Origin of the sequence: Anaeromyxobacter terrae (assembly GCF_022690685.1) — a bacterium.
Lineage (GTDB): Bacteria > Myxococcota > Myxococcia > Myxococcales > Anaeromyxobacteraceae > Anaeromyxobacter > Anaeromyxobacter terrae.
Genome location: NZ_JALCYY010000023.1, coordinates 19,369 through 46,042, shown reverse-complemented (window position 1 = coordinate 46,042; position 26,674 = coordinate 19,369). Strand labels below are relative to the sequence as shown.

At 74.6% G+C, this 26,674-nt stretch carries 24 protein-coding genes; 9 read left to right on the top strand and 15 right to left on the bottom strand.

The annotated features are described in order from the left end of the window. Window positions 1-32: 32 nt before the first annotated feature. Window positions 33-635, bottom strand: coding sequence for a hypothetical protein (locus MNY62_RS12240; RefSeq protein ID WP_242344474.1), 603 nt, complete (start codon window positions 633-635; stop codon window positions 33-35). A 93-nt stretch (window positions 636-728) separates the two neighbouring features. Then, the gene (locus MNY62_RS12235) at window positions 729-1,145 is read right to left on the bottom strand and encodes a hypothetical protein (protein ID WP_242344473.1); all 417 of its coding nucleotides are present in this window, start codon (window positions 1,143-1,145) and stop codon (window positions 729-731) included. Window positions 1,146-1,360: 215 nt separating this feature from the next. Here MNY62_RS12235 and MNY62_RS12230 point away from each other — a divergent pair, with 215 nt between their 5' ends. Then, window positions 1,361-2,089, top strand: coding sequence for a hypothetical protein (locus tag MNY62_RS12230; RefSeq protein WP_242344472.1), 729 nt, complete (start codon window positions 1,361-1,363; stop codon window positions 2,087-2,089). Window positions 2,090-2,145: 56 nt separating this feature from the next. On the opposite strand, the gene MNY62_RS12225 is transcribed toward MNY62_RS12230, so the two are convergent. From MNY62_RS12225 to MNY62_RS12215, 3 genes are all read right to left on the bottom strand, one after another. Beyond that, window positions 2,146-2,850, bottom strand: coding sequence for an endonuclease V (locus tag MNY62_RS12225; protein ID WP_242344471.1), 705 nt, complete (start codon window positions 2,848-2,850; stop codon window positions 2,146-2,148). Then, the gene (locus MNY62_RS12220) at window positions 2,847-3,326 is read right to left on the bottom strand and encodes a YbhB/YbcL family Raf kinase inhibitor-like protein (protein WP_242344470.1); all 480 of its coding nucleotides are present in this window, start codon (window positions 3,324-3,326) and stop codon (window positions 2,847-2,849) included. The genes MNY62_RS12225 and MNY62_RS12220 overlap by 4 nt, the downstream gene beginning before the upstream one ends. Before the next feature lie 83 nt (window positions 3,327-3,409). Beyond that, window positions 3,410-4,396, bottom strand: a complete 987-nt coding sequence (locus tag MNY62_RS12215) for an aldo/keto reductase (protein WP_242344469.1) — start codon at window positions 4,394-4,396, stop codon at window positions 3,410-3,412. 139 nt (window positions 4,397-4,535) lie between these two features. On the opposite strand from MNY62_RS12215, the gene MNY62_RS12210 reads away from it, so the two are divergent. After that, window positions 4,536-4,682, top strand: coding sequence for a hypothetical protein (locus MNY62_RS12210; protein WP_242344468.1), 147 nt, complete (start codon window positions 4,536-4,538; stop codon window positions 4,680-4,682). Window positions 4,683-4,709: 27 nt separating this feature from the next. Here the strand turns inward: MNY62_RS12210 and MNY62_RS12205 are convergent, their stop codons facing one another. Then, the gene (locus MNY62_RS12205) at window positions 4,710-5,774 is read right to left on the bottom strand and encodes a DUF475 domain-containing protein (RefSeq protein WP_242344467.1); all 1,065 of its coding nucleotides are present in this window, start codon (window positions 5,772-5,774) and stop codon (window positions 4,710-4,712) included. Window positions 5,775-5,867: 93 nt separating this feature from the next. Continuing rightward, complete coding sequence (locus MNY62_RS12200; protein ID WP_242344466.1) at window positions 5,868-6,260, bottom strand: VOC family protein; 393 nt, start codon at window positions 6,258-6,260, stop codon at window positions 5,868-5,870. Window positions 6,261-6,397: 137 nt separating this feature from the next. Between MNY62_RS12200 and MNY62_RS12195 the strand changes: the two genes are divergently transcribed. Next, window positions 6,398-7,072 carry a site-specific DNA-methyltransferase gene (locus MNY62_RS12195; protein WP_242344465.1) on the top strand — a complete coding sequence of 225 codons (675 nt, stop codon included), beginning with the start codon at window positions 6,398-6,400 and terminating at the stop codon, window positions 7,070-7,072. Window positions 7,073-7,157: 85 nt separating this feature from the next. Here MNY62_RS12195 and MNY62_RS12190 read toward each other — a convergent pair whose 3' ends face one another. The 4 genes from MNY62_RS12190 to MNY62_RS12175 all read right to left on the bottom strand — a co-directional run bounded on the left by MNY62_RS12190 (window position 7,158) and on the right by MNY62_RS12175 (window position 11,757). Next, window positions 7,158-7,439, bottom strand: a complete 282-nt coding sequence (locus MNY62_RS12190) for a GIY-YIG nuclease family protein (RefSeq protein ID WP_242344464.1) — start codon at window positions 7,437-7,439, stop codon at window positions 7,158-7,160. A 33-nt stretch (window positions 7,440-7,472) separates the two neighbouring features. Next, complete coding sequence (locus tag MNY62_RS12185; protein ID WP_242344463.1) at window positions 7,473-8,444, bottom strand: patatin-like phospholipase family protein; 972 nt, start codon at window positions 8,442-8,444, stop codon at window positions 7,473-7,475. Then, window positions 8,441-9,829: a NapC/NirT family cytochrome c gene (locus tag MNY62_RS12180; protein WP_242344462.1), complete on the bottom strand. Its 1,389-nt coding sequence runs from the start codon at window positions 9,827-9,829 to the stop codon at window positions 8,441-8,443. Before MNY62_RS12180 ends, MNY62_RS12185 begins: the two co-directional genes overlap by 4 nt. 167 nt (window positions 9,830-9,996) lie before the next feature. Next, window positions 9,997-11,757 (bottom strand): MASE1 domain-containing protein, encoded by a 1,761-nt coding sequence (locus tag MNY62_RS12175; RefSeq protein WP_242344460.1) that lies wholly within the window; start codon window positions 11,755-11,757, stop codon window positions 9,997-9,999. 619 nt (window positions 11,758-12,376) lie between these two features. Here MNY62_RS12175 and MNY62_RS12170 point away from each other — a divergent pair. Further along, window positions 12,377-13,318, top strand: coding sequence for a LysR family transcriptional regulator (locus MNY62_RS12170; protein ID WP_242344459.1), 942 nt, complete (start codon window positions 12,377-12,379; stop codon window positions 13,316-13,318). Between the two features lie 9 nt (window positions 13,319-13,327). On the opposite strand, the gene MNY62_RS12165 is transcribed toward MNY62_RS12170, so the two are convergent. Further along, window positions 13,328-13,768, bottom strand: coding sequence for a hypothetical protein (locus MNY62_RS12165; protein ID WP_242344457.1), 441 nt, complete (start codon window positions 13,766-13,768; stop codon window positions 13,328-13,330). A 192-nt stretch (window positions 13,769-13,960) separates the two neighbouring features. Between MNY62_RS12165 and MNY62_RS12160 the strand changes: the two genes are divergently transcribed. The 3 genes from MNY62_RS12160 (at window position 13,961) to MNY62_RS12150 (ending at window position 20,095) form a co-directional block, all read left to right on the top strand. Continuing rightward, the gene (locus MNY62_RS12160) at window positions 13,961-14,671 is read left to right on the top strand and encodes a DUF2059 domain-containing protein (RefSeq protein ID WP_242344455.1); all 711 of its coding nucleotides are present in this window, start codon (window positions 13,961-13,963) and stop codon (window positions 14,669-14,671) included. Window positions 14,672-14,767: 96 nt separating this feature from the next. Continuing rightward, window positions 14,768-17,338, top strand: a complete 2,571-nt coding sequence (locus MNY62_RS12155) for a PEP/pyruvate-binding domain-containing protein (RefSeq protein WP_242344454.1) — start codon at window positions 14,768-14,770, stop codon at window positions 17,336-17,338. Window positions 17,339-17,461: 123 nt separating this feature from the next. Beyond that, complete coding sequence (locus MNY62_RS12150; protein ID WP_242344453.1) at window positions 17,462-20,095, top strand: ATP-binding response regulator; 2,634 nt, start codon at window positions 17,462-17,464, stop codon at window positions 20,093-20,095. Window positions 20,096-20,116: 21 nt separating this feature from the next. Here the strand turns inward: MNY62_RS12150 and MNY62_RS12145 are convergent, their stop codons facing one another. Next, complete coding sequence (locus MNY62_RS12145) at window positions 20,117-20,683, bottom strand: methyltransferase family protein (RefSeq protein ID WP_242344503.1); 567 nt, start codon at window positions 20,681-20,683, stop codon at window positions 20,117-20,119. Next, window positions 20,680-22,260: an N-acyl amino acid synthase FeeM domain-containing protein gene (locus MNY62_RS12140; RefSeq protein ID WP_242344451.1), complete on the bottom strand. Its 1,581-nt coding sequence runs from the start codon at window positions 22,258-22,260 to the stop codon at window positions 20,680-20,682. The genes MNY62_RS12145 and MNY62_RS12140 overlap by 4 nt, the downstream gene beginning before the upstream one ends. Window positions 22,261-22,591: 331 nt before the next feature. On the opposite strand from MNY62_RS12140, the gene MNY62_RS12135 reads away from it, so the two are divergent. Then, window positions 22,592-23,791, top strand: coding sequence for a 3-phosphoglycerate dehydrogenase family protein (locus tag MNY62_RS12135; RefSeq protein WP_242344449.1), 1,200 nt, complete (start codon window positions 22,592-22,594; stop codon window positions 23,789-23,791). A gap of 31 nt (window positions 23,792-23,822) precedes the next feature. Here MNY62_RS12135 and MNY62_RS12130 read toward each other — a convergent pair whose 3' ends face one another. Then, on the bottom strand, window positions 23,823-24,524 hold the full coding sequence (locus tag MNY62_RS12130) for a DUF2059 domain-containing protein (protein WP_242344448.1): 702 nt from the start codon (window positions 24,522-24,524) through the stop codon (window positions 23,823-23,825). Between the two features lie 102 nt (window positions 24,525-24,626). Here MNY62_RS12130 and MNY62_RS12125 point away from each other — a divergent pair, with 102 nt between their 5' ends. Continuing rightward, on the top strand, window positions 24,627-26,612 hold the full coding sequence (locus tag MNY62_RS12125) for a hypothetical protein (protein WP_242344446.1): 1,986 nt from the start codon (window positions 24,627-24,629) through the stop codon (window positions 26,610-26,612). Window positions 26,613-26,674: the final 62 nt, after the last annotated feature.

Here is a 26,674-nt window from a genome sequence, read left to right as displayed (position 1 = left end):
CGCCCGCCCGGGCCAGGGCCGAGCGCCTCCGTTCACGTCCCGCAGAGCACCCGCACCTTCCGCACCGCGACGTCCACCTCCTCGCGCGTCCGCGCCCGCAGCAGCTCCTCCTTCGCGGCCGAGCAGCGCCCCGCGTCCTCCTGCGCGCGCTGCGCGAGCGCCGCGTCGTCCGGCTCCGGCGGGGCCGGCTCGCAGAGCGCCCCCGAGACCCGGCGGAGGTTCGTGAACCGGCCGGTCTCGACCTGGACGCAGTCGCCGGGCCTGAGATCGGCCTGCTCCGTCACGACCTGCACCGCCCGGCCGTCGAGCAGGGTCACCGTGTGAATCCACGACGGCAGCGCGCTCTCGGAGGCGGCGGTGACGGCGCCGCCGATGAACGCGCCGGCGATCATCCCGGCGAGCTTCTCGGCGGGGTGGTGCCCGCTCGCGACGAGGCCGATGAGGCCGCCGACCATCGCGCCGGCGGGCGCGTTCGACGGGCGGGCGACCCGCTCCACCGCCGTGATCGTCCCGTGCTCGACGGCGATCGCGGTGTACGGCTCGGGCGGCGGCCCGGGCGGCGTGGTCGCGCAGGCGAGGAGCGCGAGGGCGGAGAGCAGCGGGACGGCGAGGGTGGAGCGTGGCCGAGGCGTCATGGTGCCTCCCTCCCACGAGCGGGATCGTACGCCTCCGGGCGGCGCGGCCGGCGCGCCTCCGGGGTTCGGGGAAACGGGGGCGCGCACACGGCCTCACCGGTGCGGCGCGCCCGCCGGGTCGGGCATGCCCGGCACGCCCACCGCGCCGTCCGCGTCCCCGCCCACCGGGCGCACCCAGCGCACGGGCGTGCCTTCCACCACCAGGCAGCGCTCGTTGTAGACGAGCGTGAACAGGCCGCGCGTCCGCACCGAGACCTCGGCGAGCGCGTCGGCGCCGGGCGCGGCTGCGATCGCCCGCAGGTAGGCGTCCTCGAGATCCGGCATCGGGGAGAGCGGGACGAAGAGCAGGTACTTGCGGCACGACTCCCCGCGGACCGTCCTCGGCGCGTCGTGCGTGCGCGCCGCGGCGACGAAGGCGGTCGCCGGGTGCGTGGAGACGATCGAGAAGTGGCCCATCCGCTGCGCGCAGCCCGCCGCGGTGCACAGCAGGACCACGGAGACCCATCGCATCGCGCGCCTCCGATCCCACGCCCCTCGGGCCCGGGATCCGGGGCCGACGGTAGCGCCGCGCGAGCGCCCGGGGCCGCGCCGAGGTGTGGCTCGCCCGCGCGCGTGTGACCGGAAGCCCTCCCCGCCCGCTGCGCGTGCGCCTGCTCGCCTGCTCGCCGGCGCCGCCCGCCGCCGCGTTGTCCTGGCCCCCGCTCCCCGGGTAGGCTGCCGCGCGCATGATCCCGATCAGGTGCTCGCTCCTCGCAGCCGGCGCGCTCGCCGTCGCCGCGCCCGCGTTCGCCCAGTCGTACCTCATGAAGCCCGGCGCGGAGGCGGCGCCGGGAGGAGAGGCGGCTCCGGGCGCCGGAGCGAAGTCGACGGCGGGCTGCCACTGCTTCCGCGATCGCACCTTCGAGCTCGAGCGCCCCGCCGCGGCCGATCCCTACATCCTCGCGACCACGCGCAGCTCGCTCCTCTCCGCGGCGTTCGGGCCCGGCAAGGCGAGCCTCGTCCAGGCGGTGATGACCGGGACCGCGCCCGAGGACCTGTGGGTCGCCCACTTCGCGGCGGCGCGCTCCGGCGGCGATGCGGGCGCGCTGCTCGCCGCGAAGGGCGCAAAGGGCGCCTGGAAGCCGGCGCTCGCGGGCGCAAAGGGGCTCGACGGCCCGTTCGCGGCCGCGCTCGCGCGCGGCGCGCCGGATCAGGAGCTCGCCGGGATCGCCGTGGACGACGTCCTCGTCCGCCGGACCGGCGCGAGCGCGGACGCCGTGCGCGCGGTGCGCCAGGCGGGCGCGTCCACCGAGGAGACGATCCTCGCCACCGTGCTCTCGAGGAAGCTCGGCTCCCCGGCCGTGCCGCTCCTCCAGAAGGTGCGCAGCGGCAAGGCCACCTGGGGCCGCGTGCTGAACGACGCGGGCCTCGTGCCGAAGCAGATGGACGGGATCGTGCGCGCGATCGTGCGGTGAGCGAGCCCGGCGCCAGCCTCGGGCCGCGCCGGCTGCGACCGCCGATCCTCCTTCTTTCACCCGACGCGCCCGTCCCGCAGCGCGCGCGCCCGCTCGACGGCGCGGCGGAGCGGCTCGGGGAAGCGCGTACCGCGCGTCGCGGCGAGCACGACCTCGACCGCGACCACCGCCGTCGTTCGCCACGCGGCGTGCGCCACGATGGGTCGGACGCCCGCGCGGGTCCGCAGCCAGTACGCGACCTCCTCGCCGCCGCGGGTGAGCGGAGCGCGCGCGCCGGCGCGCTCCTGCGGAGGCGATCCCGAGGCGACGAGCGGGCGGGCCGTGACGCCGATGGAGGGTACGTCGAGCGCTGCGCCGAGCATGAGGGCGAGGCCCGCGCCGCGGGGGTGGTCACGCCCGGCCGCGTGGACCATCAGGATCTCGGGACGCGCGGGCAGCCCCACCACGGCCGCGGCGAGGAGCGGCCCCTCGCGCAGCGCCAGCATCCCGCTCTCGAACCCGGCGCCGAGCGGGCCGCTCGCGTCCCCGTACGCGAGCACGCGCGGCGCGCCGGAGCCCACCTCCACGAGCGCAGCGGCGGCGAACCCGTCCTCGCCCTCGCCTCCCGGCCTCCCTCGCCCCGCGACGAGGGCGCAGCCCGCGACGCGGAGCGGCCCGCCCTCCCAGCGCCACGGCGCGGGGATCGCGAGCGCGAGCGTCGCCTGTGCCGCCTCGAGCTCCGCCCGCGTGCGCGGCCAGGCCGGCGGCACGGCGGCGCTCAATGCTTCTTCTTCTGGTACGTCCCCATGAGCCGCGCCTCCTCGAGGACGTGCCCCTTCATCGCCGCCTCGAGCTTCGCCTTCGTCGGGTGACCGAGGTCCGGGAGCGCCGTGTCGAGCGCGTACAGCTTGAAGAAGTAGCGGTGCCGGCCGATGGGGGGACACGGGCCGCCGTAGCCGGTCCGCTTCCAGTCGTTCGTCCCCTCGCGGGCGCCCGCCGGAAGCGCCTTCGCCTGGGCGGCCTCCGGCAGGCTCTTCGCGTCGGCGGGGAGGCCGTAGAGCACCCAGTGCACGTACGTCATCTTCGGCGCCTTCGGATCAGGCGCGTCCGGATCGTCCACGATGAGCGCGAGGCTCCTCGCGCCGGACGGCACGCCCGTCCACGCGAGCGCGGGCGAGGTGTCCTTCCCCTCGCACGTGTGGACCTGCGGGATCTCGCCTCCGTCCTCGAACGCGGTGGAGCGGATCGACATCGCCATGGCGCCTCCCCTCTCTCCCGCCGCGGCGGTCGCCACCGCCGCCGCGGCCACGAGCCCCCATCGGCGCGCCCACGCGCCGGGCGTCACAGGTTGACCGACTTCATCCCCGCCTCCGGGTAGCGTGTCCCGGCGGCCGCGCCCTTCGGCGCGATCTGATCGATCCGGGCGAGCTCCTCGGGCGTGAGCCGGATGGACGCGGCAGCGACGTTCTCCTCGAGGTACTTGCGCCGCTTCGTGCCCGGGATCGGCACGATGTCCTCACCGCGCGCGAGGACCCAGGCGAGCGCGAGCTGCGAGGGCGTCACGCCGCGAGCCTCGGCGAGCGCGCGCAGGTGCTCCACGAGCTCGAGGTTCTTCGCGAAGTTCGCGCCCTGGAAGCGCGGCGCGTTCCGCCGGTAGTCGCCCTCCGGGAGGTCCTCCGGCGAGCGGATCTGGCCCGAGAGGAAGCCGCGGCCGAGCGGGCTGTACGCCACGAAGCCGATCCCGAGCGCGCGCACCGTCGGGAGGATCTCGTCCTCCGGATCCCGGCTCCAGAGCGAGTACTCGGACTGGAGCGCGCTGATCGGGTGGACGGCGTGCGCCCGCCGGATCGTCGCCGGCGCGGCCTCGGACAGGCCGAGGTAGCGCACCTTGCCGGCGCGGACGAGCTCCGCCATCGCACCCACGGTGTCCTCGATGGGCACCGTCGGGTCGACGCGGTGCTGGTAGTAGAGATCGATGACGTCGACCTTCAGGCGTCGCAGCGACGCGTCGCAGGCGCTGCGCACGTACTCGGGCCTGCCGTTCACGCCGACCCAGGTGCCGTCCGCGCGCCGCTCGTTCCCGAACTTCGTCGCGAGCACCACGCGATCGCGGCGGTCGCGGATCGCCCGCCCGACGAGCTCCTCGTTCTTGAAGGGGCCGTACATGTCGGCGGTGTCGAGCAGGTCGACCCCGAGCTCGAGCGCCCGGTGGATCGTGGCGATCGACTCGGCCTCGTCGCCCGGCCCGTAGAACTCGCTCATCCCCATGCAGCCGAGGCCCAGCGCCGACACCGAGAGCCCCTGCTTCCCCAGCCTGCGCTTCTGCATCTCCCGCACCTCCGACGTGGAGTGGTGCTCCCGGCGCCCGCCGCGCGCAACCTCCGTCGTGTCGCAGCTCCGCCGCCAGGACCGTGCGGGCGGCGCCCCGATTCCTTATCACTCCGCCGAACGGACTCCCGGAGGCAGGATGGAGATCGACCCCATCGCGGTGATCGGCGCGCTCGTGCTCACGCTCCTCGGCGTGCTCCTGACCGGCCCCGGGCTGTGGAGCGAGAGGTGGGGCTGGGGGTTGCTCCAGCGCCGCAAGGACGAGCGCGAGAAGCCCACCGAGTGAGCGGCCGGACGCCGCCAGCGCGGGACGTCAGCGGACCGCGCGCGTCGCCTGGTAGCGCCGGTTGAAGCGGATCGACGACCAGAGCGAGACCCCGATGAACGCCGCCCCCACGAGGCCGGTGAACGCCTCCGGCACGTGCGTGGCGGTCCCGACGAACATGAGCAGCGCGAGGGCGCCGATGGCGTAGAACGCGCCGTGCTCGAGGTAGCGGTACGACGCGAGCGTGCCGTGCTCCACGAGCATGACCGTCAGGCTCCGGACGAACATGGCGCCGATGCCGAGGCCGATCGCGATGACGAAGAGGTTGTTCGTCAGCGCGAACGCGCCGATGACGCCGTCGAAGCTGAAGCTCGCGTCGAGCACCTCGAGGTAGAGGAAGCTCGCGGCGCTCGCCCGGTGCACGTCCCGCATCGCCTCCTCGCCCACCTCCATCGCCGAGCCGATCCCGTCCACCGCGATGAAGGTGACGATCCCGAAGATCCCGGCGACGAGGAACGCCTCGTGCTCGCCCGCCGGCACGAGCCGCGAGAACCCGTAGATCATGAGCAGCATGAGGCCGAGCGCGGCGGCGTCGACCTTGCCGAGCTGGGCGAGCCGGATCTCGAGGCCGCGCAGCCAGTGGATCTCCTTCTCCTCGTCGAAGAAGTACTTGAGGCAGACCATGCCGAGGAACGCGCCGCCGAACGCGCCGAGCACGGTGTGCGCGCTCGTCAGGATGCGGGCGTACTGCGCGGGGTCGAGCGCCGCGAGGCGCAGGGCCTCGTACGGCCCGACGCGCGCGACGATGCTCACCACGAGGAGCGGGAACACGAGCCGCATCCCGAACACCGCGATGGCGATGCCCCAGGTCAGGAACCGGTGGCGCCAGACCGGGGTCATGTCCCGGAGCACCGTCGCGTTCACCACGGCGTTGTCGAACGAGAGCGACGTCTCGAGCACGCCGAGGACCGCCACGATGAAGACGGTGCCGAGCACGCCGGCGAGCGTCCCGTGGTAGTAGGCGCCGAGCCCCGCGCCCGCGACCAGCGAGACGGCGGTGAAGACGAGCGAGCCTGAGAAGAAGCGGAGGGTCTCGGAGCGGGAGTTGGCCATCGCGGGAGGGCCGCGCGGGACCGCCGGCGCAGGCGGGCGCATCATGCCGGGCGGCGGCCCGCCTGGCAACGGACGGGCGGCGCAGTGCCGCGGTCACAGCCCGCGGATGGGCTGCCCGAACGTGAACTCGACGAGGTGACCATCGGGATCGCGGACCATCGTGACGTACCCGATGTCCCCGCCGCCGTCGAACGGCGGCTCGGCGAGGATGCCGAGCCGCGCGCCCTCGGCCGCGATCCTGTCCACCTCGGCCCGCGCGTCGCACTGGAAGCCGAGGTGGTCGAGCCGGAAGTCGACGCGCGTGAGGTAGAGCACGAGCACGAACTCGGGCGGCCCGTCGGAGCGCGCGGCGGGCGCGAGCCAGACGGTGTGCCCGCCGGGCCGGCCGTCCCGGACCACGTCCAGCCCGCAGAACAGGCGGTAGAAGGCGATCGAGCGCTCGAGGTCCGCGACCTTGACGACGACGTGGGTCCAGCGGGCGGGCATCACCGCAGTATCTCCGCCCCGCCGCGAAAGTCACCCCGCTCGCGCACCGCCCCGCTCCGCGCCGGGAGCGCGGATCCCGGGAGCCGCCCGCTCCCCGCCCCCCAGCGGCGGGCCGCGCCGGGTTATGGTCCGCGCACATGGCCGACGTTCCCACGCGCTCGCCCCTCGCGCCGCGCCGCACCGTCCACGCCGGCGACGGGGTCGCCTGGCTCGAGTCGGCCTCGCTTCCGGCGGACCACGCCATCGTCACCTCCCTGCCGGACGCCTCGGAGCTGCCCGCGCTCGGCCCCGAGGGCTGGCGGAGCTGGTTCGTCGAGGCCGCGGAGCGCGCCTGCCGCGCGGTCGCAGACGAGGCGGTCGCGATCTTCTACCAGACCGACGTGAAGCGGGACGGCCGCTGGGTGGACAAGGCGTTCCTCGTGCAGCTCGCCGCCGAGCGGGCCGGGAGCGGGCTCCTCTGGCACAAGATCGTGTGCCGCGTCGCGCCGGGGACGACCACGTTCGGCCGCCCCGCCTACGCGCACCTCCTCTGCGTGAGCCGCGGGCTCCGGCTCCTGCCGGGCCAGTCGTCTCCGGACGTCCTGCCCGTGCCGGGCGCGATGACCTGGCCACGGGCGATGCCGCTCGAGGCGTGCGCGGCGGCCGCGCGCTTCCTGCTAGCGCACACCCGCTGCCGGGCGGTGGTGGATCCGTTCTGCGGCCTCGGGTCGATGCTCGCGGTGGCGAACGCGCACGGCCTCGACGCGATCGGGGTCGAGCTCTCGCGGCAGCGCGCGGAGCGGGCGCGGGCGCTCGCCCTGCCCGCCGCGTGACCTCGTCGCCGCCTCGCCAGGGAGAGACGACGAGCCGTGGCCGTCGACGGCCAGGACATCGTCGAACGACCGCGATCGCCGCAGCCTATCGCGCGCGCCGGCGGCGCCGCGGCCCCGCCGCCACGAGCGCCAGCTTCTCGGTGCGCGTGAGCCGCTTCAGGGCCGCCTCGCGCCGGAGCGCCGCCGAGCGATCCCCGGCCCGCTCCGAGTACACGAGCACCACCGGCAGGCGCGCGCGCGTGTAGCGGGCGCCCTCTCCCGCCGCGTGCCGCGCGACCCGGCGCTCGACGTCGTTCGTCGCGCCCGTGTAGAGCGAGCCGTCGCCGCAGCGGAGGACGTAGACGTGCCAGGCGGGGGCGCGGGCCATCGACGAAGCCCGTAGCACGAGCCTGAGCCCGCGTCAGCCGCCCGGGGTGCCCGCGCCCGCCACCGAGGCGGGGCGGGGCCACGCGGCGAGCACCTCGCGGATCCGGGGCAGCGCCGCGCGGGCCGCCTCCATGCCCGCCCTGATCGCCGCGTCCTTGCGGTCGAAGTCGATGAAGCCCACGTCTTCCACGGCGGGCTCGATCGTCACGTCGGCGATCCCCCGGAGCTCCTTGGCCTCGGCGCGCGACACGAGGTTCACGACCCGGAAGATCACCTCGACGAAGTTCCTCGGGGTCGCCTTCGGCTCGAGCGCGGCGAGGTCCACCGCGATGACCACGTCCGCGCCCAGCTGCCGCGCGACGTCCACGGGCAGGTTCCGGACGACGCCGCCGTCCACCAGCACGCGCCCGCCGAGCCGGACGGGCTCGAGCACGCCCGGGATCGCGCACGACGCACGCACCGCCCGCGCCACGTCCCCCTCGTGGAGCACCACCCGATCGCCGGTGTCGAGATCGGTCGCGACCGCCGCGACCGGGACGCGCAGGGCCTCGAACGTCCGCGCGTGGACGTGGTCGCGCACGAACCGCTCGAGCCGGTCCCCCGTCGCGAGCCCCTGGCCGAACAGCGCCGGCGCGAGGGAGAAGTCGAAGAAGTCGTCGCGGTCGAGGCTGCGCGCCATCCGCTCGAGGGCGTAGCTGTTGGGCTGAGCTGCGTAGATGGCGCCCACGAGGCTCCCGACGCTGGTCCCGACGATGAGCTCGATGGGCACCCGGGCGTCCTCGAGCACCCGGATCACGCCCACGTGGGCGAAGCCGCGGGCGCCCCCGCCACCGAGGACGAGCGCCACCTGGGGAGGCTGGTCGTCGAACGGCGCCGGCGGCACGTCGGGCAGCGGCGGCGCCACGGTGCGGCAGGCGGCGAGCGCCAGGATCGCGGCGAGCGCGCGGGGCGCGAGCCGCGGAGCGGAGAGGGGACGGCGGCGCGCCACGCTCGACCGGGCGCTCACCGCCCGAGCTCCTTCAATACGGGCGGATCGACCTCGTCCTCCGCGAGCACCCGGTGGCAGAGATCGCAGTCCTGGGAGATCGTCCGGCCGTCTTCGGCCGCGTGCGCCTCGTCGTGGCAGCGGAAGCAGCCCGGGGCCTCCTCGTGCCCGACGAACGACGGGTACGTCCCCCATCCGATGCGCATGCTCGGCCAGACGTTCGTGGCGTACACGTCGCCGAGCGCGCCCGCGGCCGCGTCGATCGCGTCGCTCCGGGAGCGGGCGACGTCCGGGTGCTCCCGGGCGTAGAAGGCGCGCAACCCGTCCCGGATCGCGGCGCGCGCGGCCTCGTGGGACGGGTGCTCCTGGCGCACGAGCCGCACCCCCTCGCGCCGGACGAACGGCAGCGTGCGATCGATCCGTCCCGCGACGATCGCGGCGTCCACCTCGCGCTCCGGCGTGCCGAACACGTGCGTCGGCCGGTTGTGACAGTCGACGCAGTCCATCGTCCGCCACTCCCCGCCGGCGCCCTCCACCGGCTCGGGCGCGCGGAAGGTGCGGCGCGTGCCATCGGCGAGCGCGAGCTCCACCGCCCCGATCTTGCTCCGGGAAGGATCGGCCTGGTAGCGCACCTGGACGCCGGGCCGCACGTGCCAGTGGACGCCGCCGCCGCCCTCCTCCCCGCCGCCCACGTGCACGACGAGCACCGTCCGCCGCGGCGTGCTCGCCGCGTCGTCCGCGTGCGAGGTGCGCACGCGCAGCCGGTCGCCGAAGAACCGGGTCGGCCAGTGGCAGCGCTCGCAGGTGTCCCGCGCCGGGCGCAGGTCGTGGACCGGCACCGGGATCGGGCGCTCGTAGAGATCGAAGGTCACGGACACGAGCTGCCACGCGCCGGACAGCTTCGACTTCACGAACCAGGGCGCGCCCGGCCCGATGTGGCACTCCACGCACGCGACGCGCGCGTGGTTCGAGCGCTGGTACGCTGTGAACTCCGGGTCCATCACGCTGTGGCACGACCCGCAGAACGCCGGCGAGTCCATCACCTCGACCGCCCCGAACGTCGCGAGCGCGACGATGACCACGTTCACCATCGTCAGCGCGGCGATGAAGAGGACGCGCCGGCGGGTGGCCGGGCGGTTGAGATCGACCACCGGCAGCGCCGGCTCCTCGCCGCCTCCGGCGCGGCGGCGCCGCTCGAGCCAGTCGCCGAGGGGGATGAGGAGGAGCCCGACGACGAAGACCCCCGGCAGGATGACGAACGCCAGGATCCCGAGGTAGGGGCCGCCGTGGAACCCGACCAGCCCGAGCGCGAGCAGGGTCACGACGAGGACTCCCGCGACGGTGGCGGCGATCGCGCCCGCGAGCCCGAGCGGACTGCGCGTGAGATCCGCGAACAGGCGCCTCATCTCCCCTCCCCGGCGGCGTGCCCGACGACGCCGGCGCCATCATGCGTCCGCGGTCGCCCGCGCTGGCCACGCGATGGCGGCTCCGGTGGGGAGGACCCGGCGGGTGCGACGGGATGGCAGCCTGCCGCGGGCGGCCAGCTTGCACCGCAGCAGGGACTACGGCGCCCTCAGGCGGACGTGCGGAGGACGGGCGCCTCCGCGACCTCGAGGGCGAGCTCGAACCAGAACCGGCTCCCGACGCCCAGCTCGCTCTGGACGCGCAGCTCGCCGCCCATGAGCACCACGAGCTGGCGGCTGATCGCGAGCCCGAGGCCGACGCCGGCCCGGGCGGTGCGCGCGGAGACCCCCTGGCGGAACGGCTGGAACACGCCCTCGAGCTCCTCGGCGGCGATCCCGGCGCCGGTGTCGATCACCGCGAAGGAGACGGCGGAGCGCGCCGCGCGGACCTCGAGCACGACCTCGCCCCGCGACGTGAACTTGACCGCGTTCCCGAGCAGGTTGAGCAGCACCTGGCGGAGCCGCACCTCGTCCGCGAGGACGTAGGTCGGCAGCCCTGCGCCGACGTCCACCCTGAGGTCGAGCCCCTTCTCGTCCGCCTCCAGCCGGACGAGCTCCCCGGTCGTGCTGGCGAGCTCGTGGAGGTGCGTCGTCGCGAGCCGCAGCTCCAGGCGCCCCGCCTCGATGCGCGACAGCTCCAGCAGATCCTGCACGAGGTCCAGGACGTGCGCGCCGCTCCGCCGGATGACGGCGGCGTGGCCGAGCGCCCGCGGCCCGGCGCCCGCGTCGCGCTCGAGCAGCCACGCCCGGCCGAGGATGGCGTTGAGCGGCGTGCGGACGTCGTGGCTCATCCGGGCGAGGAAATCCGACTTGGCCTGGTTCGCGGCGTCGGCGGCGCGGCGCGCCTGCTCGGCCACCTCGTGCGCCTCGCGGAGCTTCGCCTCGCCCTCCCGGAGCGCCGCCACCTGGCGGTCGAGCTCCGCCGTGCGCTCCGCGACCGTCTCCTCGAGCGCGTCCCGCGCCTCGCGCAGCCGCGCCTCGCCGCGCCGCCGGTCCTCGTCGAAGACGGAGAGCGCGAGGAGCGGCAGGGCCGTCGCCACGAGGAAGAGCTGGAGCGCGAGGACGTTGTGCGCCGGGGAAGCCCCCGTGAACGGCCCGAGCCCGTGGCGCGTCGCGAAGAGCGCGAGCAGCGCGACGGAGGACACCGCCGTGCTCGCCCCGATCGTTCCGAAGCGGATCGCGGCCCAGAGGAGCAGCGGGAGCGGCAGGTAGAGCGCGCCGGGCCACGCGCTCTCGCCGGCATGGTGCCCGAACGCGACGCCGACTGCGATAGCGAGCCCGGCGCCGAGGGCGATCGCCTCGGCGACGCGGCGCGGACGGAGGGGGGCTCGCCACGGGCGCCTCGCGAGCCAGAGCAGGATCGTGGGGGTGAGCGTGAGATGGGCGAGCGCGTCGCCGACGAACCACCGGCCCCAGGCCGCGCCGTACGGAGTCCCGGCGACCACGGCGGCCGCCGCCCCGAGGAGCGCCGCGACCGCCGGCGCGAGGAGCACCGCGAAGAGCGCGAAGCGCGCCGCGACACCGACCGTGACCGTGGGCGCGCAGCCGTCGGCGCTGCGCAGCAGCCGCGCGGCGACGAGCACCTCGAGTGCGTTCGCCGTCGCGAACCCGGCCGCCGTCAGGGCAGGGAACCCCATGACGAGATCCGAGGCGAGCTCCGCCGCGGAGAGCGCGGCGACGAGCGCCGCCCAGCGCCGCCTGGGAGAGCGGAGCAGCGCCGCGAGCGCGATCGAGTTGGGTGCCCAGAAGGCCGCGATCGACTCGGGCCCGACGTTGAAGGCGGAGCCGAGCCGCGCGGCGAGGAAGTAGCCGGCGAACAGGGCGAGCGGATCGACGACGGCACGAACGGACGGCAGGGAGGTTCGGGGCATGCTCGCTTCGGCTCGAGACGAGGCGGCTCGTGCCGCGGAGTCCGAGCCTAACGGCGGGAGCGCAGCGCCGCGAGCCGTCACTCCTCCCGTACTCACGGTACGGTCGATTCCGGAGCCCGTCGCGCCGCCTGCCGGGCGGACGGGCGCCGGTTCGCGAGCGCGTGCGTGGGCGCGTGCCGTCGTCCAGAAGCATCCAGCGCCGGGAGCCTCGCGGAGGGAAGCGCGGGCGGTCCGGCTCGGGTCCGGACCGCCCGCTCGCCTCTTCGACGGTTCGCCCGTCAGCGCACGAGCCGCAGCGCCGCTGCCGGCTCCACGATCCCGAGCAGGAAGAGGACCCAGAGCGCCACCCAGCCGACGAGCAGCACCACCCCCGCGACGGCGTCGGGGGTCACGGCGGCGGCCGCACGCCGCGCCGCGAGCGTCGCGCCGCGCGTGGTACGGTCGAAAGCGCGCCGCGCGCGGTGACGAGGTGGCTCCGGGGTCCGGGTGTGCCGCCCCGGGGTCCACGGGACGGGGCCCCACGAGGGCGGTGAAAAGCGGGTTCCGGCAGGCGACGTCATCGTGCACTCCTTTTCGGGGACCGCGCGCGCTGCGCGGGACGAACGAGAGAGGTCTAGCGATGGCGAGGGCACCGCTGAACGCGCAGCCGAGCACTGCCCCCGCGCACGAACGCGCGGGCCGGCTCGACTGGGGCAATCTGCGGTTCTTCCTCGAGCTCTCCCGCTGCGGCAGCCTCTCGCGCGCCGCCCAGCGCCTCGCGGTGGACCGGAACACGGTGGCGCGCCGGGTCGCGGCGCTCGAGGAGGAGCTAAAGCTCCCGCTCTTCGAGCGAGGTCCGCAGGGCTGGACGCGCACGGCCGCGGGGGACGAGCTCGCCGCCCTCGCCTCCCGGATCGAGGAGGACGTGCTCGCGCTCGCCCGGCACGTGGACGCGCGCGACCGCACCATCGCCGGGACCGTGCGCCTCACGACCGCGACGCACCTCTCCGCGCACCTGCTCGTCCCGGCGCTCCCCTCCCTGCGCGAGCGGCACCCCGCGCTCCTCCTCGAGATCGCCGCCGATCAGCGCACCTTCGACCTGGGCCGCCGCGAGGCGGACCTCGCGCTGCGGATGGGCCGGCCGCGCGAGGCGGGGCTCGTCACGCGCAAGCTGTCCGACGTCGCGTACGGCCTGTACGCCGCGCGCGGCTCACCGCCCGCCCGGCGCGGCGCCGTCGATCTCGCGGGCGATCCGTTCCTCGGCCTCGACGACTCGCTCGCGAGCGCCCCGCAGGAGCGCTGGCTCGCGCGCGTCGCGCCCGATCGCCACGTCGTCTTCAGGTGCAACAGCACCGCCTCGCTCCACGGGGCGGCGCGGATCGGGATCGGCGTCGCGGTCCTGCCCTGCTTCGTGGCCGAGGGAGACGACGCCCTCGTCCGGCTCGACGCGCCGGAGCCGCCGCACCACGAGCTGTGGCTGCTCGTGCACGGCGATCTCCGCCGCACGCCGCGCGTGCGCGCCGTCATCGAGTGGGTCGACGCCCTCGTCCTCGCCGCGCGCCCCGCGCTGTGCGGCGGCTGACCGCACCCGTCAGAGCGGGAACGCGAGCCGCACGCCGATCATCGCCGTGGGGTCGAGGTAGCCGACCTCGAGCCCGAACGACACCGAGCGCCCGACGAGCCCGAAGCCCACCGCGGCGTGGAGCTTCAGGGCGTCGTCGTCGTCGAACACGATCCACGGCCCGGCGAGCCCCTCGACGTACAGCCGGTCCACGCGCACGCGCAGCTTCACGTCGACCGGGACGCCGACGCGCGACGGCTCGGAGAGGAGCATCGCCCCGAAGCGCGCGCCGACGGAGATGTGCCGGGCGAGCGGCGTCGCGACGCCGAGCGTGAGCTGGAACTCACCGATCTGCGGGTCGAGCAGGTAGTCCGCCCCGAGCCCGAGGGCGACGGACGCCTCCGCTGGGCGCGCCCAGGCGAGGGCGGCGGCGGCGGCGAGCGAGGCGACGAGGGCGCGGCGGGCGGGCATGGCGAGGCTCCTGCGGTTCGTGGCCGCAGTGCGGCCGATCGCTCGCCATCCTACCCAGCGGCCGCCCGCAGCAAAGGCACCGCAGTCGGTGTTTTCCCGCGAATGTGCGGCCGGGCGTGCGACGAACCATCCGGGTCGCAGTTGCACCAACCCCGTGCTACTACCGTTTCCGCCCCCAACCCGGAGCCCAGAATGTCCCTGTCTCGCCGTCTCGCCGTCGCAGCCGTGCTCTCCACCCTCGCCGCCCCGGCGTTCGCCGCGGCCCCGGCCCCGGCCGCGAAGCCCCCGGCCCCGGCCCCGGCCGCGAAGCCCCCGGCCCCGGCCGCGAAGCCCCCGGACGCCGCGAAGCCGGCCGCTGCCAAGCCGGCCGCCGTCGAGCTGAAGCCGAGCGCCGCCGAGCTCGCCCGTGTCCTCATGCCGAAGAAGACGTGGGACGCGGGGCTCGGTGCGCTCGCCAAGAACGTCCAGAGCCAGATGCAGGCGCACCCGGGCGCCAAGCTCGAGTACCCGCGCGACTTCGACAAGCAGGTCCGGAACGAGCTCGAGGCCGCGCTCCCCTACGAGGCGCTGCTCGACGTGCACGCGAAGGAGCTCTCCGCCAGCTACACCGAGCCGGAGCTGAAGGATCTCCTCGCCTTCTACAAGACGCCGACCGGCCAGAAGTCGCTCGAGGTGATGCCCGCCGTCTCGCAGAAGATCGCCCTGCAGACGCAGCAGCGGGTCGAGAGCAAGATGCCCGCGATCATGGAGAAGCTCGCCGGCAAGGTGAAGATGCCCGCAGGCGGGAAGGCGGCGCCGAGCCCGCACGGCGCCATGCCCCCGGGCCACGGCGCGATGGGAGGGACGCCTACCGCCCCGCAGGGCGCGACGCCTGCGGCGCCCGCGGCCAAGCCGGCGAAGTGAGCCCGCCGCGGCACCGCCGCGGCGCGATCCGTCACGGCGGGCTCCTCGCGCGAGGACGCGAGAGCCCGCCGGCAACAGCGCGATGAGGAGCGTGTCATGACCGCCCCCGCGCCCAGCACCGGCCTGCCCGGCCTCGACGCCGTGGTCGGCGGGCTGCGCCCGGGCGACAACGTCGTCTGGCAGGTCGAGACGCTCGACGACTACCCGCCGCTCGCGGCCCCGTTCGTCCGTGCGGCGCGCGCCGCGGGCCGGCGGGTCGTCTACCACCGCTTCGCGCGCCACCCCGCCCTCGCCGGCGCGGCCGACGGGGTGGAGATCCACGCGCTCGATCCGTCCATCGGCTTCGAGAGCTTCACCGCCGGCATCCACGAGGCGATCGAGCGCGCAGGACGCGGCGCGTACCACGTCTTCGACTGCCTCTCCGAGCTCGCGGCCGGCTGGTGCAGCGACCTCATGCTCGGGAACTTCTTCACGGTCACCTGCCCGTACCTCTACGAGCTCGACACCGTCGCCTACTTCGCGGTCCTGCGCGACGGCCACTCGCTCGAGGCGGTGCAGGCGATCCGGGCCACGACGCAGCTCCTCGTCGACGTCTTCCGCCAGGCGCGGACGCGCTACGTCCACCCGCTCAAGGTGGACGGGCGCCACTCGCCCACGATGTACCTGCCGCACGTCTGGGAGGACGGCGCGTTCCGCCCGCTCACCGAGAGCGCGGTGCTCGCGGAGGCGCTCGCCGGCGCGTCGGAGGGGCGGCTCGACCCGGCCGCTCGCCTCGACGTCTGGGACCGGCGCTTCCTCGAGGCGCGCGAGCTCCAGGAGGCGGTGCGGAGCGGGGCGCGGCCCTGGCAGGACGAGCAGGCTGCGTTCCGCGCCCTCGTGCGGATGATGCTCACGCACGACGCCCGCCTGGCCGAGCTGGCCGACCGGTACCTCGACCTCAACGCGCTGCTCGCGATCCGCCGCCGCATGATCGGGACGGGGCTCGTCGGCGGCAAGGCCTCGGGCATGCTGCTCGCGCGGGCGGTGCTGGAGAGCACCGACCCGGCGTGGCGGCACCGCTTCGAGCCGCACGACTCCTGGTTCATCGGCTCGGACGTGTTCTACACGTACCTCGTCCGGAACGGCGCGTGGCGGGCGCGGCGCGACCAGCGGAGCCGCGCCTCGCTGCTCGCGGGCGCGGCCGAGGCGCGCGCACGGCTGCTCGCGGGGACGTTCCCCGCCGCCGTCGTGCAGCAGTGCGTCTCGATGCTCGACTACTACGGGCAGTCGCCCATCATCGTCCGATCGAGCAGCCTCCTCGAGGACGGCTTCGGGAACGCCTTCACCGGCAAGTACGAGAGCGTGTTCTGCCCGAACCAGGGCGCGCCGGAGGAGCGGCTCGAGGCGCTCCTCGCCGCCGTCCGGTCCGTCTACGCGAGCGCGATGAGCGACGCGGCGCTCCACTACCGCGACGATCGGGGGCTCCTCGATCGCGACGAGCAGATGGCGATCCTCGTGCAGCGGGTGTCCGGCGCGGTCCACGGCCGCTTCTTCTATCCGCAGGCGGCCGGGGTGGCGCTCTCGTACAACCCGTACGTCTGGAACCACGCGATCGACCCGGAGGCCGGGGTGATGCGGCTCGTCTTCGGCATGGGGACGCGCGCCGTGGACCGCTCCGACGACGACTATACGCGCATCGTGGCGCTGAACGCGCCGCAGCTCCGCCCGGAGACGAGCCTCGACGAGGCGACCGAGTACGCGCAGCGCCGGGTCGACCTCCTCGACCTCGAGGCGAACCGCTTCACGTCCGCGCCCATCGACGAGGTCGTCGCGGAGAGCCCGCTCCTGCCGATCGACCTGTTCGCCACCCGCCGCCGCGGGCCCGGCGGCGGCTTCGTCCTCACGTTCGAGAAGCTCCTCTGGGCGACCCCGCTCGTCGACGAGCTGCGCACGCTCCTCGCGGCCCTCCGCGAGGCGTACCGCTACCCCGTCGACGTCGAGTTCACCGCGAACTTCCTCGCCAGCGGCGACTTCCGGCTGAACCTGGTCCAGTGCCGGCCGCTCCAGGTGAAGGAGGGCGGGATCGTCCCGCCCCCGCCCGAGAGGCTCGCGGACGACGCCATCGTCGCGGCGAGCCGCGGACCGGTGGTCGGCCAGAGCACGAGCGCGCGGGTGGATCGGATCGTCTTCGTCGATCCCGACGCGTACACGACGCTCCCGACGCAGGACCGCTACGAGGTCGCGCGGGTCGTCGGCCGCGTGACGCGCGCAGGCGACGCGGCGCGGCGCGTCCTCCTCCTCGGCCCCGGCCGCTGGGGGACGACGACGCCCTCGCTGGGCGTACCGGTCTCGTTCGCGGAGATCCGCCGGGTCGCCGCGCTCGGCGAGATCATGCGGCTCGGGGACGTGATCCCCGACGTCTCCCTCGGCTCGCACTTCTTCAACGATCTCGTGGAGTCGGGGATGCTGTACGTCGCACTCTATCCCACCCACCCCGGCCACGCGCTCGACGAGGCGCGGCTGCGGGCGGCGCCCAACCGGCTCGCGGAGCTCTCGCCCGACGACGCGCGCCTCGCGCACGTCGTGCGGGTCGTCGATTTCCCGCTGCCGGGCGACCCGCGCGCGCTCTGGCTGCACGCGGACTGCGTCCGACAGGAGGTGATGTGCTACCTCCGCGCCCAGGAATGACGCCGCGTCGTGGGACGCGCACGCTGCGTGCGCCGGCTTCTACGAGCGGGTCGAGATCCACTACACTCCGCGCAACCATCGCCCGCCCGCGCGCGCCGCGCGGCGACGCTGGCGCGAGGTCGCGTGAGCGAGCAGTCGACAGCCTCCGAGCGGCACGCGCGCCGTCCCCTGCTGGATCGCAGGCGGGTCCTCGCAGCGCTGTTCCCGGAGGTCCTGCTCGACGGCACCCCGTGGCGCGCGCAGTGGCGCGGGCACGAGGACCGGCTCATCGTCCTCTACGCGCGCGTCGCGCTCGTGAGCTCCATCGTCGGCCAGGTCCTGCACCACTTCCTCGTCGACCTCCCGCTCGAGCTCACGCCCGCGTCGCGCTGGGCCACGTACCGCTTCGGCAGCTCGGTGTTCTACGCGCTGCTCCTCGCCGCGACGTTCCTGCCGAGGCTCCAGCGCGGCCTGTGGGCGCGCGCGCCGCTCTTCCTGCTCACGCTCGTCGTCAGCTGCCTGCAGGCCTTGACGGTGGTGTGGCTCCCCAGCGTCTCGTACCTGTACGCGTTCGTCTTCGGCGTGGTGGGCGTGCTGCTCCTCCGCCAGTCGGCGCCGACGGCGGTGGCCACCCTGTTGGCGGTCTTCACCTGCGAGTGGGCGTTCGCGTGGCGCCACACCGATATCCACCCGGCGCGGCTCTTCAGCGTCCTCACGATGGCGATCGGCCTGGTGCTGCTGTTCCGGGCGCGCATGGCGACCGACGTGCGCGCCTTCCTCACGTCGCGGCGCGAGCGGCAGGCTCAGCAGCAGCTCCTCGCCACCCAGGTCGAGCTCGACCGCGTGAAGACCAACTTCTTCACGAACGTCTCGCACGACCTGCGCACGCCGCTCACCCTCATCATCGCGCCGCTCGAGGCGATGATGTCCGAGGCGGGCGGCGTCTCCGCGGAGGTGCGGGCCGATCTCGAGCTCATGCTGCGCAACGCGCAGCGGCTGCTGCGGCAGATCAACACGCTCCTCGACCTCTCCCGCCTCGACGCGAAGCACGAGTTCCTGCGGCTCGAGGACGTGGACGTGGTCGAGCTCCTCGGCTCGCTCGTCGAGAGCGGACGGCCGCTCGCGGCGCAGCGGCACGTCTCGCTCGCGCTCGCCGTGGACGGGCCGGTGCCGCCGCTCCCGGTGGACCGCGACAAGCTCGAGAAGGTCGTCCTGAACCTCCTCTCGAACGCGATCCGGTTCACCGACGGGACGGACGCTCGCCCCGGCGCGGTGACGGTGCGCTGCGGCGTCCGGGGCGATCGCTTCTTCTGCTCCGTCGAGGACACCGGCATCGGGATCCCCGACGACCAGATCGAGCGGGTGTTCGACCGGTTCCACCAGGTGGAGGGCCCGGCGGCGCGCGGCCGCGGCGGGACCGGCATCGGCCTCGCGCTGGTGCGCCAGCTCGCCGAGTTCCACATGGGCTCCGTCGCGGTGCGCAGCCGCGTCGGAGAGGGTTCGTGCTTCACGCTCGAGCTGCCGACGGACCGCGCCGCCTATCCCCCCGAGCGGATCGACCGGCGCCAGGAGCACCAGCCCGTGCCGGTGGACCGCAGGCGCCCCGCGCAGCCCGCCGCCGTCGCGCTGCACCTCGAGGGCGCCCGGCCGCCCCCGCGCCCCATCCGGCTCACCCCCTCCCCCGCCACCCGGGCGTCGAGCGGCACGAGGCCGCTCATCCTCGTGGTGGACGACAACCGCGAGCTGCTCGACTTCGTCGCGCGGCAGCTCGCCGACGAGTTCCGGGTTCGCGTCGCCGAGCGCGCGGCGGAGGCGCTCCGCATGGCGGCCGTCGAGCCGCCGGCGCTGGTGCTGAGCGACGTGATGATGCCGGGCGGCTCCGGCACGGACCTCCTGCGCGAGCTGCGCCGCGACGCGCGCCTCCGCCACGTGCCGGTCATCCTAGTGACCGCCAAGGCCGACCTGGAGAGCAAGATCGAGAACCTGCGCGAGGGGGCGGACGACTACCTCGCGAAGCCCTTCAGCGTCGCCGAGCTGCGCGCGCGCATTCGCTCGCTGCTCGAGAAGCGCAAGCTCGCCGTCGAGCTCGCAGAGAAGAACGAGTACCTCGCGAAGCTCAACTTCGACCTCGTCCTCTCGAAGCGCCAGGTGTTCCTCGAGACGATGGAGGCGTTCGCGCTCGCGGTGGAGGCGAAGGACCCGTACACCCACGGCCACTCGCGCCGCGTGTCGCTGCTCGCCGAGCGCGTCGCGCGCGAGCTCGGGCTCTCCGAGGCGGAGTGCGAGACGATCCGCATCGCGGGGATCCTCCACGACCTCGGGAAGATCGGCACCCCCGAGGCGGTGCTCGTGAAGCCGGGAAAGGTCACGCCCGAGGAGTACGCGATCTTCAAGCGCCACTCGCAGATGGGGTGGCGCATCGTCTCCGCCGTGAAGGAGCTCGACGGCGTGGCGCGCGCGATCCTCCACCACCACGAGCGCTTCGACGGCGCGGGCTACCCGGACGGCCTCGCCGGGATGGAGATCCCGCCCCTCTCGCGCGTGCTCGCCGTGTGCGACACCTACGACGCGATGACGAGCGACCGCCCGTACCGCGCCGGGATCGAGCACCGCCTGGCCGTCGAGGAGATCCTGCGCTGCAGCGGCTCGCAGCTCGATCCCGAGTGCGTGCAGGCCTTCCTGCGCCTGTACGAGGACGCCGCCCCCCAGTTCCCCGACTTCCCCTCCGGCCTGCACGAGCTCGCGAACCCGGACCTCCTGGGCGGCGGAGCCAGCTGACGGCGCGGTCCGCCGCCGCGGTCAGCCCCGGCGGCCGAGGAGGGCGGAGAGTCGCGGCACGAACATGCCGACCCGCTCGGCGTACTCGCGGTGCGCTCCGGCGAGCGGGCTCGCGGCGAAGCCCCGCTCCTCGCGCGCGGCGGCCTGCCAGTACGTGTAGAAGCCCACGCCGAAGAGCGGCAGGAGCCAGGCGGTCCCGGCCGCGACGAGGCCGCCCGCGAACGCGAGCAGGTAGCTCGCGTAGAACGGGTGCCGCACGAGGAGGTAGGGGCCGCGCGTCTGGAGGTGCTCCGGGACGTGCGCCGCGAAGGCGAGGAGCAGCGGCCGCTCCCGGTTGACCCGCGCCGCCCACAGGAAGAGCCCGAGCGACAGGGCGAAGAGGACGAGCGCGGCGGCGAGCCGCGCTGGAGGGACCGGGGTCAGCGCGATCACGGCGGACTCGACCGCGAGGACGAGGCCGGACACGAGGGAGGCGCGGTAGCGGTGCGGTCCCTCCGGCCGGCGGAACACGCGGCGCACGCCGCCGAGGAACACCGCGGCGAGCGCGCCGAGCGCGGCGAGCGCGACGAGGCGCAGATCGCCGCTCATCGGCGCCACCCCCGCGCTCCCTTGCGCTTGAGGTGGAGTGCCAGCGCGGCGCGCGCCGCCGGGCCGAACAGCCGCCAGACCGCGACGCGCGCGTCGAGCAGCCTGCTCCCGGGCGCGACCCCGCAGAGGCGCGCGAACGACCAGAGCTCCCAGCCGCCCATGAGGTTCCAGATCACCGGGTTCACGTGCTTGCCCGACACCACCCGCGCGACCTCCGCCATCATGAGGTGGTGCTCGAGCTTCATCGTGGGGTGGACGTAGGAGGCGCCGAGCTTGCGGAACCCCACGCGCCCGTACGGCTTGACGAGCTCGTCGGTGCAGCTCATGACGGCGTAGCGCCGCCCCGACTGCATCGTGGTGAGCGCGCAGTGCTTCACGAGCGTGTAGAAGAGGTCGCTGCCGCGGAAGTCGGGGTGGGTGCAGAACTTCGAGAGCTCCACGATCTCGTCGCGCGGGGGCGCGCCGGAGGGCAGCGTCAGGTAGTCCTCGTGCTTGAGCGGCGAGTCCGGGGTGGGCGGGAAGAGCAGCCGGACGCAGGCGACGATGCGGCCGCGGTACTTCGCGACGAGGATGCGCGAGCGCGCGTCGAGCGCGTCGGCCATGTCCTCGTCGCGCGCCCCTGACCCCACCTTGCCCGCGCGCAGGTACGCGATGCGCCGGAGCGCCAGCACCTCGCGGTACTCCTCCTCGGTCCGGACGGCACCGAAGTCGAGCGCGCGGCTGGACGAGCGGACGTGGAAGCCGGTCTCGCGGAGCTCCTGCACGCTCGTCCCGGGCCCGAACTGGAGGAGGTACTGCCCGACGAGCTCGCGAGTGCGGGGATCCGGGACCGACCACGTCACGCCGAGCGCGAGGCAGCGCTTCGCGCCGTGCTGCGCGATCCGCACGCGCACGACGCGGAAGGCGATCTCCGCCTGGCCCATGGTCGGGAAGGTGCAGGTCCCGGTGAACTCGACGCCCGGGATGAGGAACTTGTTCCGCAGGCTCGTGACGAGCTGCATCCCGGTCCGCGAGATGTCGGCGATGCGGAAGTGGATCTGGTCGTCGTAGCGGACCGCGTTCGGCGTCACGCCCGTCGGGAGCCAGTCGCGCTCGCACGCGAATCGCGAGGACGACCGCTTCTCGCCGGGCGCGCCCTCCTCGTCCGCGGGGCCAGCCTCCGACCAGCGCAGCGCGACGATCTCGCGCCCGCGATCGATCCGGACCGCCGCGACGCGCAGCCCGGTGAAGGAGCTGACGCTCCCCCCCACGCGCAGCGTGAGATCGAGGGCGTCGCCGGGCGAGACCGCGGCGAGCGCGGGGGAGCGCACGAGCTCGACGCCGAGGGGCGACATGCGCCAGACCTGCCCGGATGCGCCGGGCCCCGGGGCGCCCGCGACGCGAACCTGCGCGAAGACCGGATCTCCCGGGCGCACGTCGCCGGGCAACACCGCGCCGTGGACCGGATCGCGCGGGCCGAGCGCGTGGACGCGCGCAAGCGACGCCTCGGGGTCCGCCGCGTCGAACCTGCGCGGAAGCGGGGTGGCGTCTTCGGCCGGGCGGGCGCTCGCGTCCGCGGACCAGGTGGGAATTCGCATCGGTGCTCGCCTCCTGCTGCGGGGCCCGCCCTCCCGCGACCGCGGGACATACCAAGGCAGGAGCCAAATCCCCCCTGGGTACACATTCACGTACCGTATCGGGTACAGGCGCACCGTGACGCAGATCAAGTCTTCGCGGTCCCGATGGGCGCCGATTTCGCTCGAAATCATCGGCCTTTCCGCGGGTTGCGTGAGCGGCGTCGCGTCTTTTGAGGGCGTCGAAAGGCCTCCCCCACTAGGCCCAACTCGTCCCACGACGCCGACGGCCGCGCATGTTCTCCTCCGCGCGGCTCTTTGCCGCCCCATCCACGCCCCCACACCGGAGGCCACCGTGAAGATCCTCGTCGCAGACGCCTTCCCGACCGAACGCCTCTCCGACTTCCAGGCGCTCGGGCTCGAGGTCGATCACCGCCCGGACGTCGCCGTGAAGGACCTCGCCGCCGCCGCGCGCGACGCCTCCGTCCTCGTCGTCCGCTCGAAGCAGGTGCAGGGCGACGTGTTCGACTCCGCCTCCGGCCTCTCGCTCGTGGTGCGCGCCGGCGCCGGCGTGAACACGATCGACGTGGCCGCCGCCTCCAGGCGCGGCGTGTACGTCGCGAACTGTCCGGGCCAGAACTCGATCGCCGTCGCGGAGCTCGCCATCGGGCTCGTCGTCGCGCTCGATCGCCGCATCCCGGACAACGTGGCGCTCCTGCGCGCCGGCAAGTGGGACAAGAAGACCTTCTCGGAGGCGCAGGGGCTCTTCGGGCGCACGCTCGGGGTGGCCGGCCTCGGCTCCATCGGCCGCGAGGTCGTGACGCGCGCGCAGGCGCTCGGGATGCGGGTGGTCGCGTGGTCGCGCTCGCTCGACGATCGCAAGGCGAAGGAGCTCGGCGTGGAGCGCGCACCCGACCTCGCCGCGCTCGCGCGCGAGGCGGACTACCTGTCCCTGCACCTCGCGCTCTCGAAGGAGACGCGGGGGGTCGTGTCGCGCGAGGTGCTGGAGGCGATGAAGCCCGGCGCGGCGCTCGTGAACACGGCGCGCGCGGAGATCGTGGACCAGGCGTCGCTCCTCGAGCTCGCGCGCGCGGGGCGGATCCGGGTCGGCACCGACGTGTTCGCGGGCGAGCCGGAGAAGGGCAAGGCCGACTTCGACAGCGAGCTCGCGAAGCTCCCGAACGTCTACGGAACGCACCACATCGGCGCGTCCACCGCGCAGGCGCAGGACGCGATCGCGCGCGAGGCGGTGCGGATCGTCGAGGCGTTCGTGAAGAGCGGCGAGGTGCCGAACTGCGTGAACGTCGCGCGGAAGACGCCCGCCCGCGCGCGGCTCGTCGTGCGTCACCTCGACAAGGTCGGCGTCCTCGCCAACGTGCTCGGCGCGATCCGCGAGGCAGGCATCAACGTCGAGGAGGTGCAGAACACCATCTTCGAGGAGCACCAGGCCGCGTCCTGCAGCATCGACCTCGACGAGCGCCCGCCCGCGGCGCTCCTCGAGCAGCTCCGCTCGCGCATCCCGGACGTGCTGTTCGTGGGATCGTTCGAGCTCTGAGGGCGCTCCGGCCCGGTGGCCGGCGCCGCGCTCACGGCCGCGCCGGAGGCGTCCCCGGGGGCACGCTCCCCTTGGCGTTCCCGCCCGAGGGCGGCGCGCCAGCCCCAGGTGCCGGTGCCCCACCCGCGCCCGGAGCCGCGCCGGGCGCAGGCGTGGCCTGCGTGCCCCCCGGGTGCTGCTGCGCCGCCGCGAGCGACGGCGCCACCTTCTCGACGATGCGGGGGACGCGCTCCTGCAGCAGCGCCTGGATCTGCTGGTCGACGGTGCGCGCGAGCTCCGGCAGCTCGCGCAAGAGCTTCTGGCCAGGCCCGCTCCGGTAGAAGCCGACGATGCTGCGGAGCTCCTCCGGGGTGAAGCGCTGCGAGAGCGCCTTCGCCTGGAGCTCCACGCCCTGCGCCCAGCGGAGCGCATCGGCGAGCTCGGTGCGAACCTTCGCCGCGAGCCCCTGCGGCGGCGTGCCGCCCTGCTGGGCGAGCCCGGCCTCGATCTGGCGCGTGAGGCTCTGGGTGAACGCGTCGATCATCTGGTTCCACGCCCGCTCGGAGACGAGCGTCCTCGCGAGCTCCTCCGCGGGCGCGCTCGCGCCCTTCGTCGCCTTCGCGTCCTCCCGGACACGGGCGTCCTTGCCCTGACCGTCGGCGGCGGGGGCGAGCGTCGCGGCGGCTACGGCCAGGGCGGCGGCGAAGCGGCGCATCGGCTCCTCCCTCCTCGCGGCGTCCTCGCCGCGGCGCATCTAGCCTACGCACGACCGCGCCCACCCGCCCCCGCGGCCCGCTTGCCCGCCGCGCGGCGCGCCGCTAGAACGCCTGGTCACCTCGAGTCGACGGAGCCTCCGATGAAGCACCTGCGCCTCGCCCTCCTCGCCCTCCTCGTCACAGGCTGCGCCTCCCGCGGTGGCGGGAAGCCCACCGTCGGCCCCGCTCCCGAAGGTCCTCCCCGCGAGAAGCTCAACCGCGCGTCGCTCGAGCTCGCCTATCCGTTCTTCTGGAGCCAGGACTCGAACCGGAACGGCGCGCTCGACCCCGACGAGCTCGCGCTCGTGTGGGGCCTCGATGCGCGCCCCCGCGAGCACTGGGTGAAGGACGGCCGCTTCACGCCCGAGTTCCTCGAGGCCTGGGCGCGGGTGCGCGCTCGCGCGGCGTCCCCTGCCGCCCAGGAGGACGCGCGCCACGCCGCGCTCGAGAAGGAGCTCGCGCAGAGCTACTTCACCGTCCTCGAGAGCGACTTCGCGTCCGCCGCCGCGGAGGAGCGCGACCTCGTCCGGCATGTGCTCGAGGCGGCGCGGCTCGTTGAGCGGCTCCACGCGCGGCAGCTCGGGACGCTCGACCTCGCGGCGCGGATCCCGGCGGACGACGGCCTCTCGCGCCTCGTCTTCTTCCTCAACCAGGGTCCCTGGTGCAGCGGGCCGACCACGGAGAAGGACCCGGCCTGCACCGCCATCTCCCCCACGCCGCCCCGCCTGTCGGGCCTCTACCCGGCGGAGCTGCAGGCGAACGGCACCGGGTTCTGCGACGCGCTCGAGAAGGCGCCGCGCGGCGAGGAGCTCACGAGGCCCTTCTCCGTCGTCGGGCGCGACGCGTCCGGCGCCCTCGTCCCGGTGCCGTACCACGTCGCCTTCCGGGACGACATGGAGGCCATCGCCCGCGAGCTCGAGGCGGCGGGCGCCGCGATCCAGAGCCCCGGCGAGGCGGCGCTGAGGGGGTACCTCGCCGCCGCGGCGCGCGCGTTCCGCACCGACGACTGGACCTCCGCCGACGAGGCCTGGTCGCGCATGAGCGCCGAGAACTCGCGCTTCTACCTGCGCGTCGCGCCGGACGAGGTGTACTTCGAGCCGTGCAGCCTCAAGGCCGGGTTCCAGCTGAGCTTCGCCCGCATCGATCGCGCCTCGCTGGAGTGGCAGCGCCGGCTCGATCCGGTGAAGAGCGACATGGAGAAGGCGCTCGCCGGGCTCGCCGGGCCTCCGTACGTCGCGCGCGCGGTGTCTTTCCACCTGCCGGACTTCATCCAGATCGTCGTGAACGCGGGCGACGCCCGCTCGGCGCGCGGCGCCACCGTCGGCCAGTCGCTCCCGAACTGGGGGCCGGTCGCGAACGAGGGGCGCGGCCGGACCGTGGCGATGACGAGCTTCTACACCGACCCCGAGAGCAAGGACGTGCAGCGGCGCCGGGCGGAGTCGATCCTCTGCCCGGCGACCCTGGCGCGCTACTCCGACGACGCCGACGCGACGGTGATGGGCACGGTGCTGCACGAGGCCGCGCACAACCTCGGGCCCGCGCACGAGTACGCCGTCGGCGGCCGCACCGACGACCAGATCTTCGGCGGCCCGATGGCGAGCACGCTCGAGGAGCTGAAGGCGCAGACGAGCGCGCTGTTCCTCACCGACTGGCTCGCCGCGCGCGGGATCCTCGCCCGCGACCTCGCCGAGCGTGCGCACGTCCGCGACGTGGTCTGGACCTTCGGCCACATCAGCCGCGGGATGTACGACGCGGAGGGCAAGGTGAAGCCCTACAGCGCCCTGGCCGCCATCCAGGTCGGCTTCCTCCTGAAGGAGGGCGGGCTCGTGTGGCGCCCCGAGGCGAATGCCGCGAACGGGCGCGACCACGGGTGCCTCGAGGTGGACTTCGCCGCCTTCCCGGCGGCGGTCACGAAGCTCGAGCAGGTGGCGCTCGGAGTGAAGGCGCGCGGCGACGCCGCCGCCGCGCGAGCGCTCGAGGCCGAGTACGTGCGCGGAGAGGGGCCCTCCGCCTCCGTCCTGCGCGCCGTCACCGAGCGCTGGCTGCGCTTCCCGGGCGCGACCTTCCTGTACTCGGTCCGTTACTGAGCCGAGCCGCGCCCGCCCGCCCGGCGGGCCGACGCCCGCTCGCGCGCGGCGAATGCGGAGCG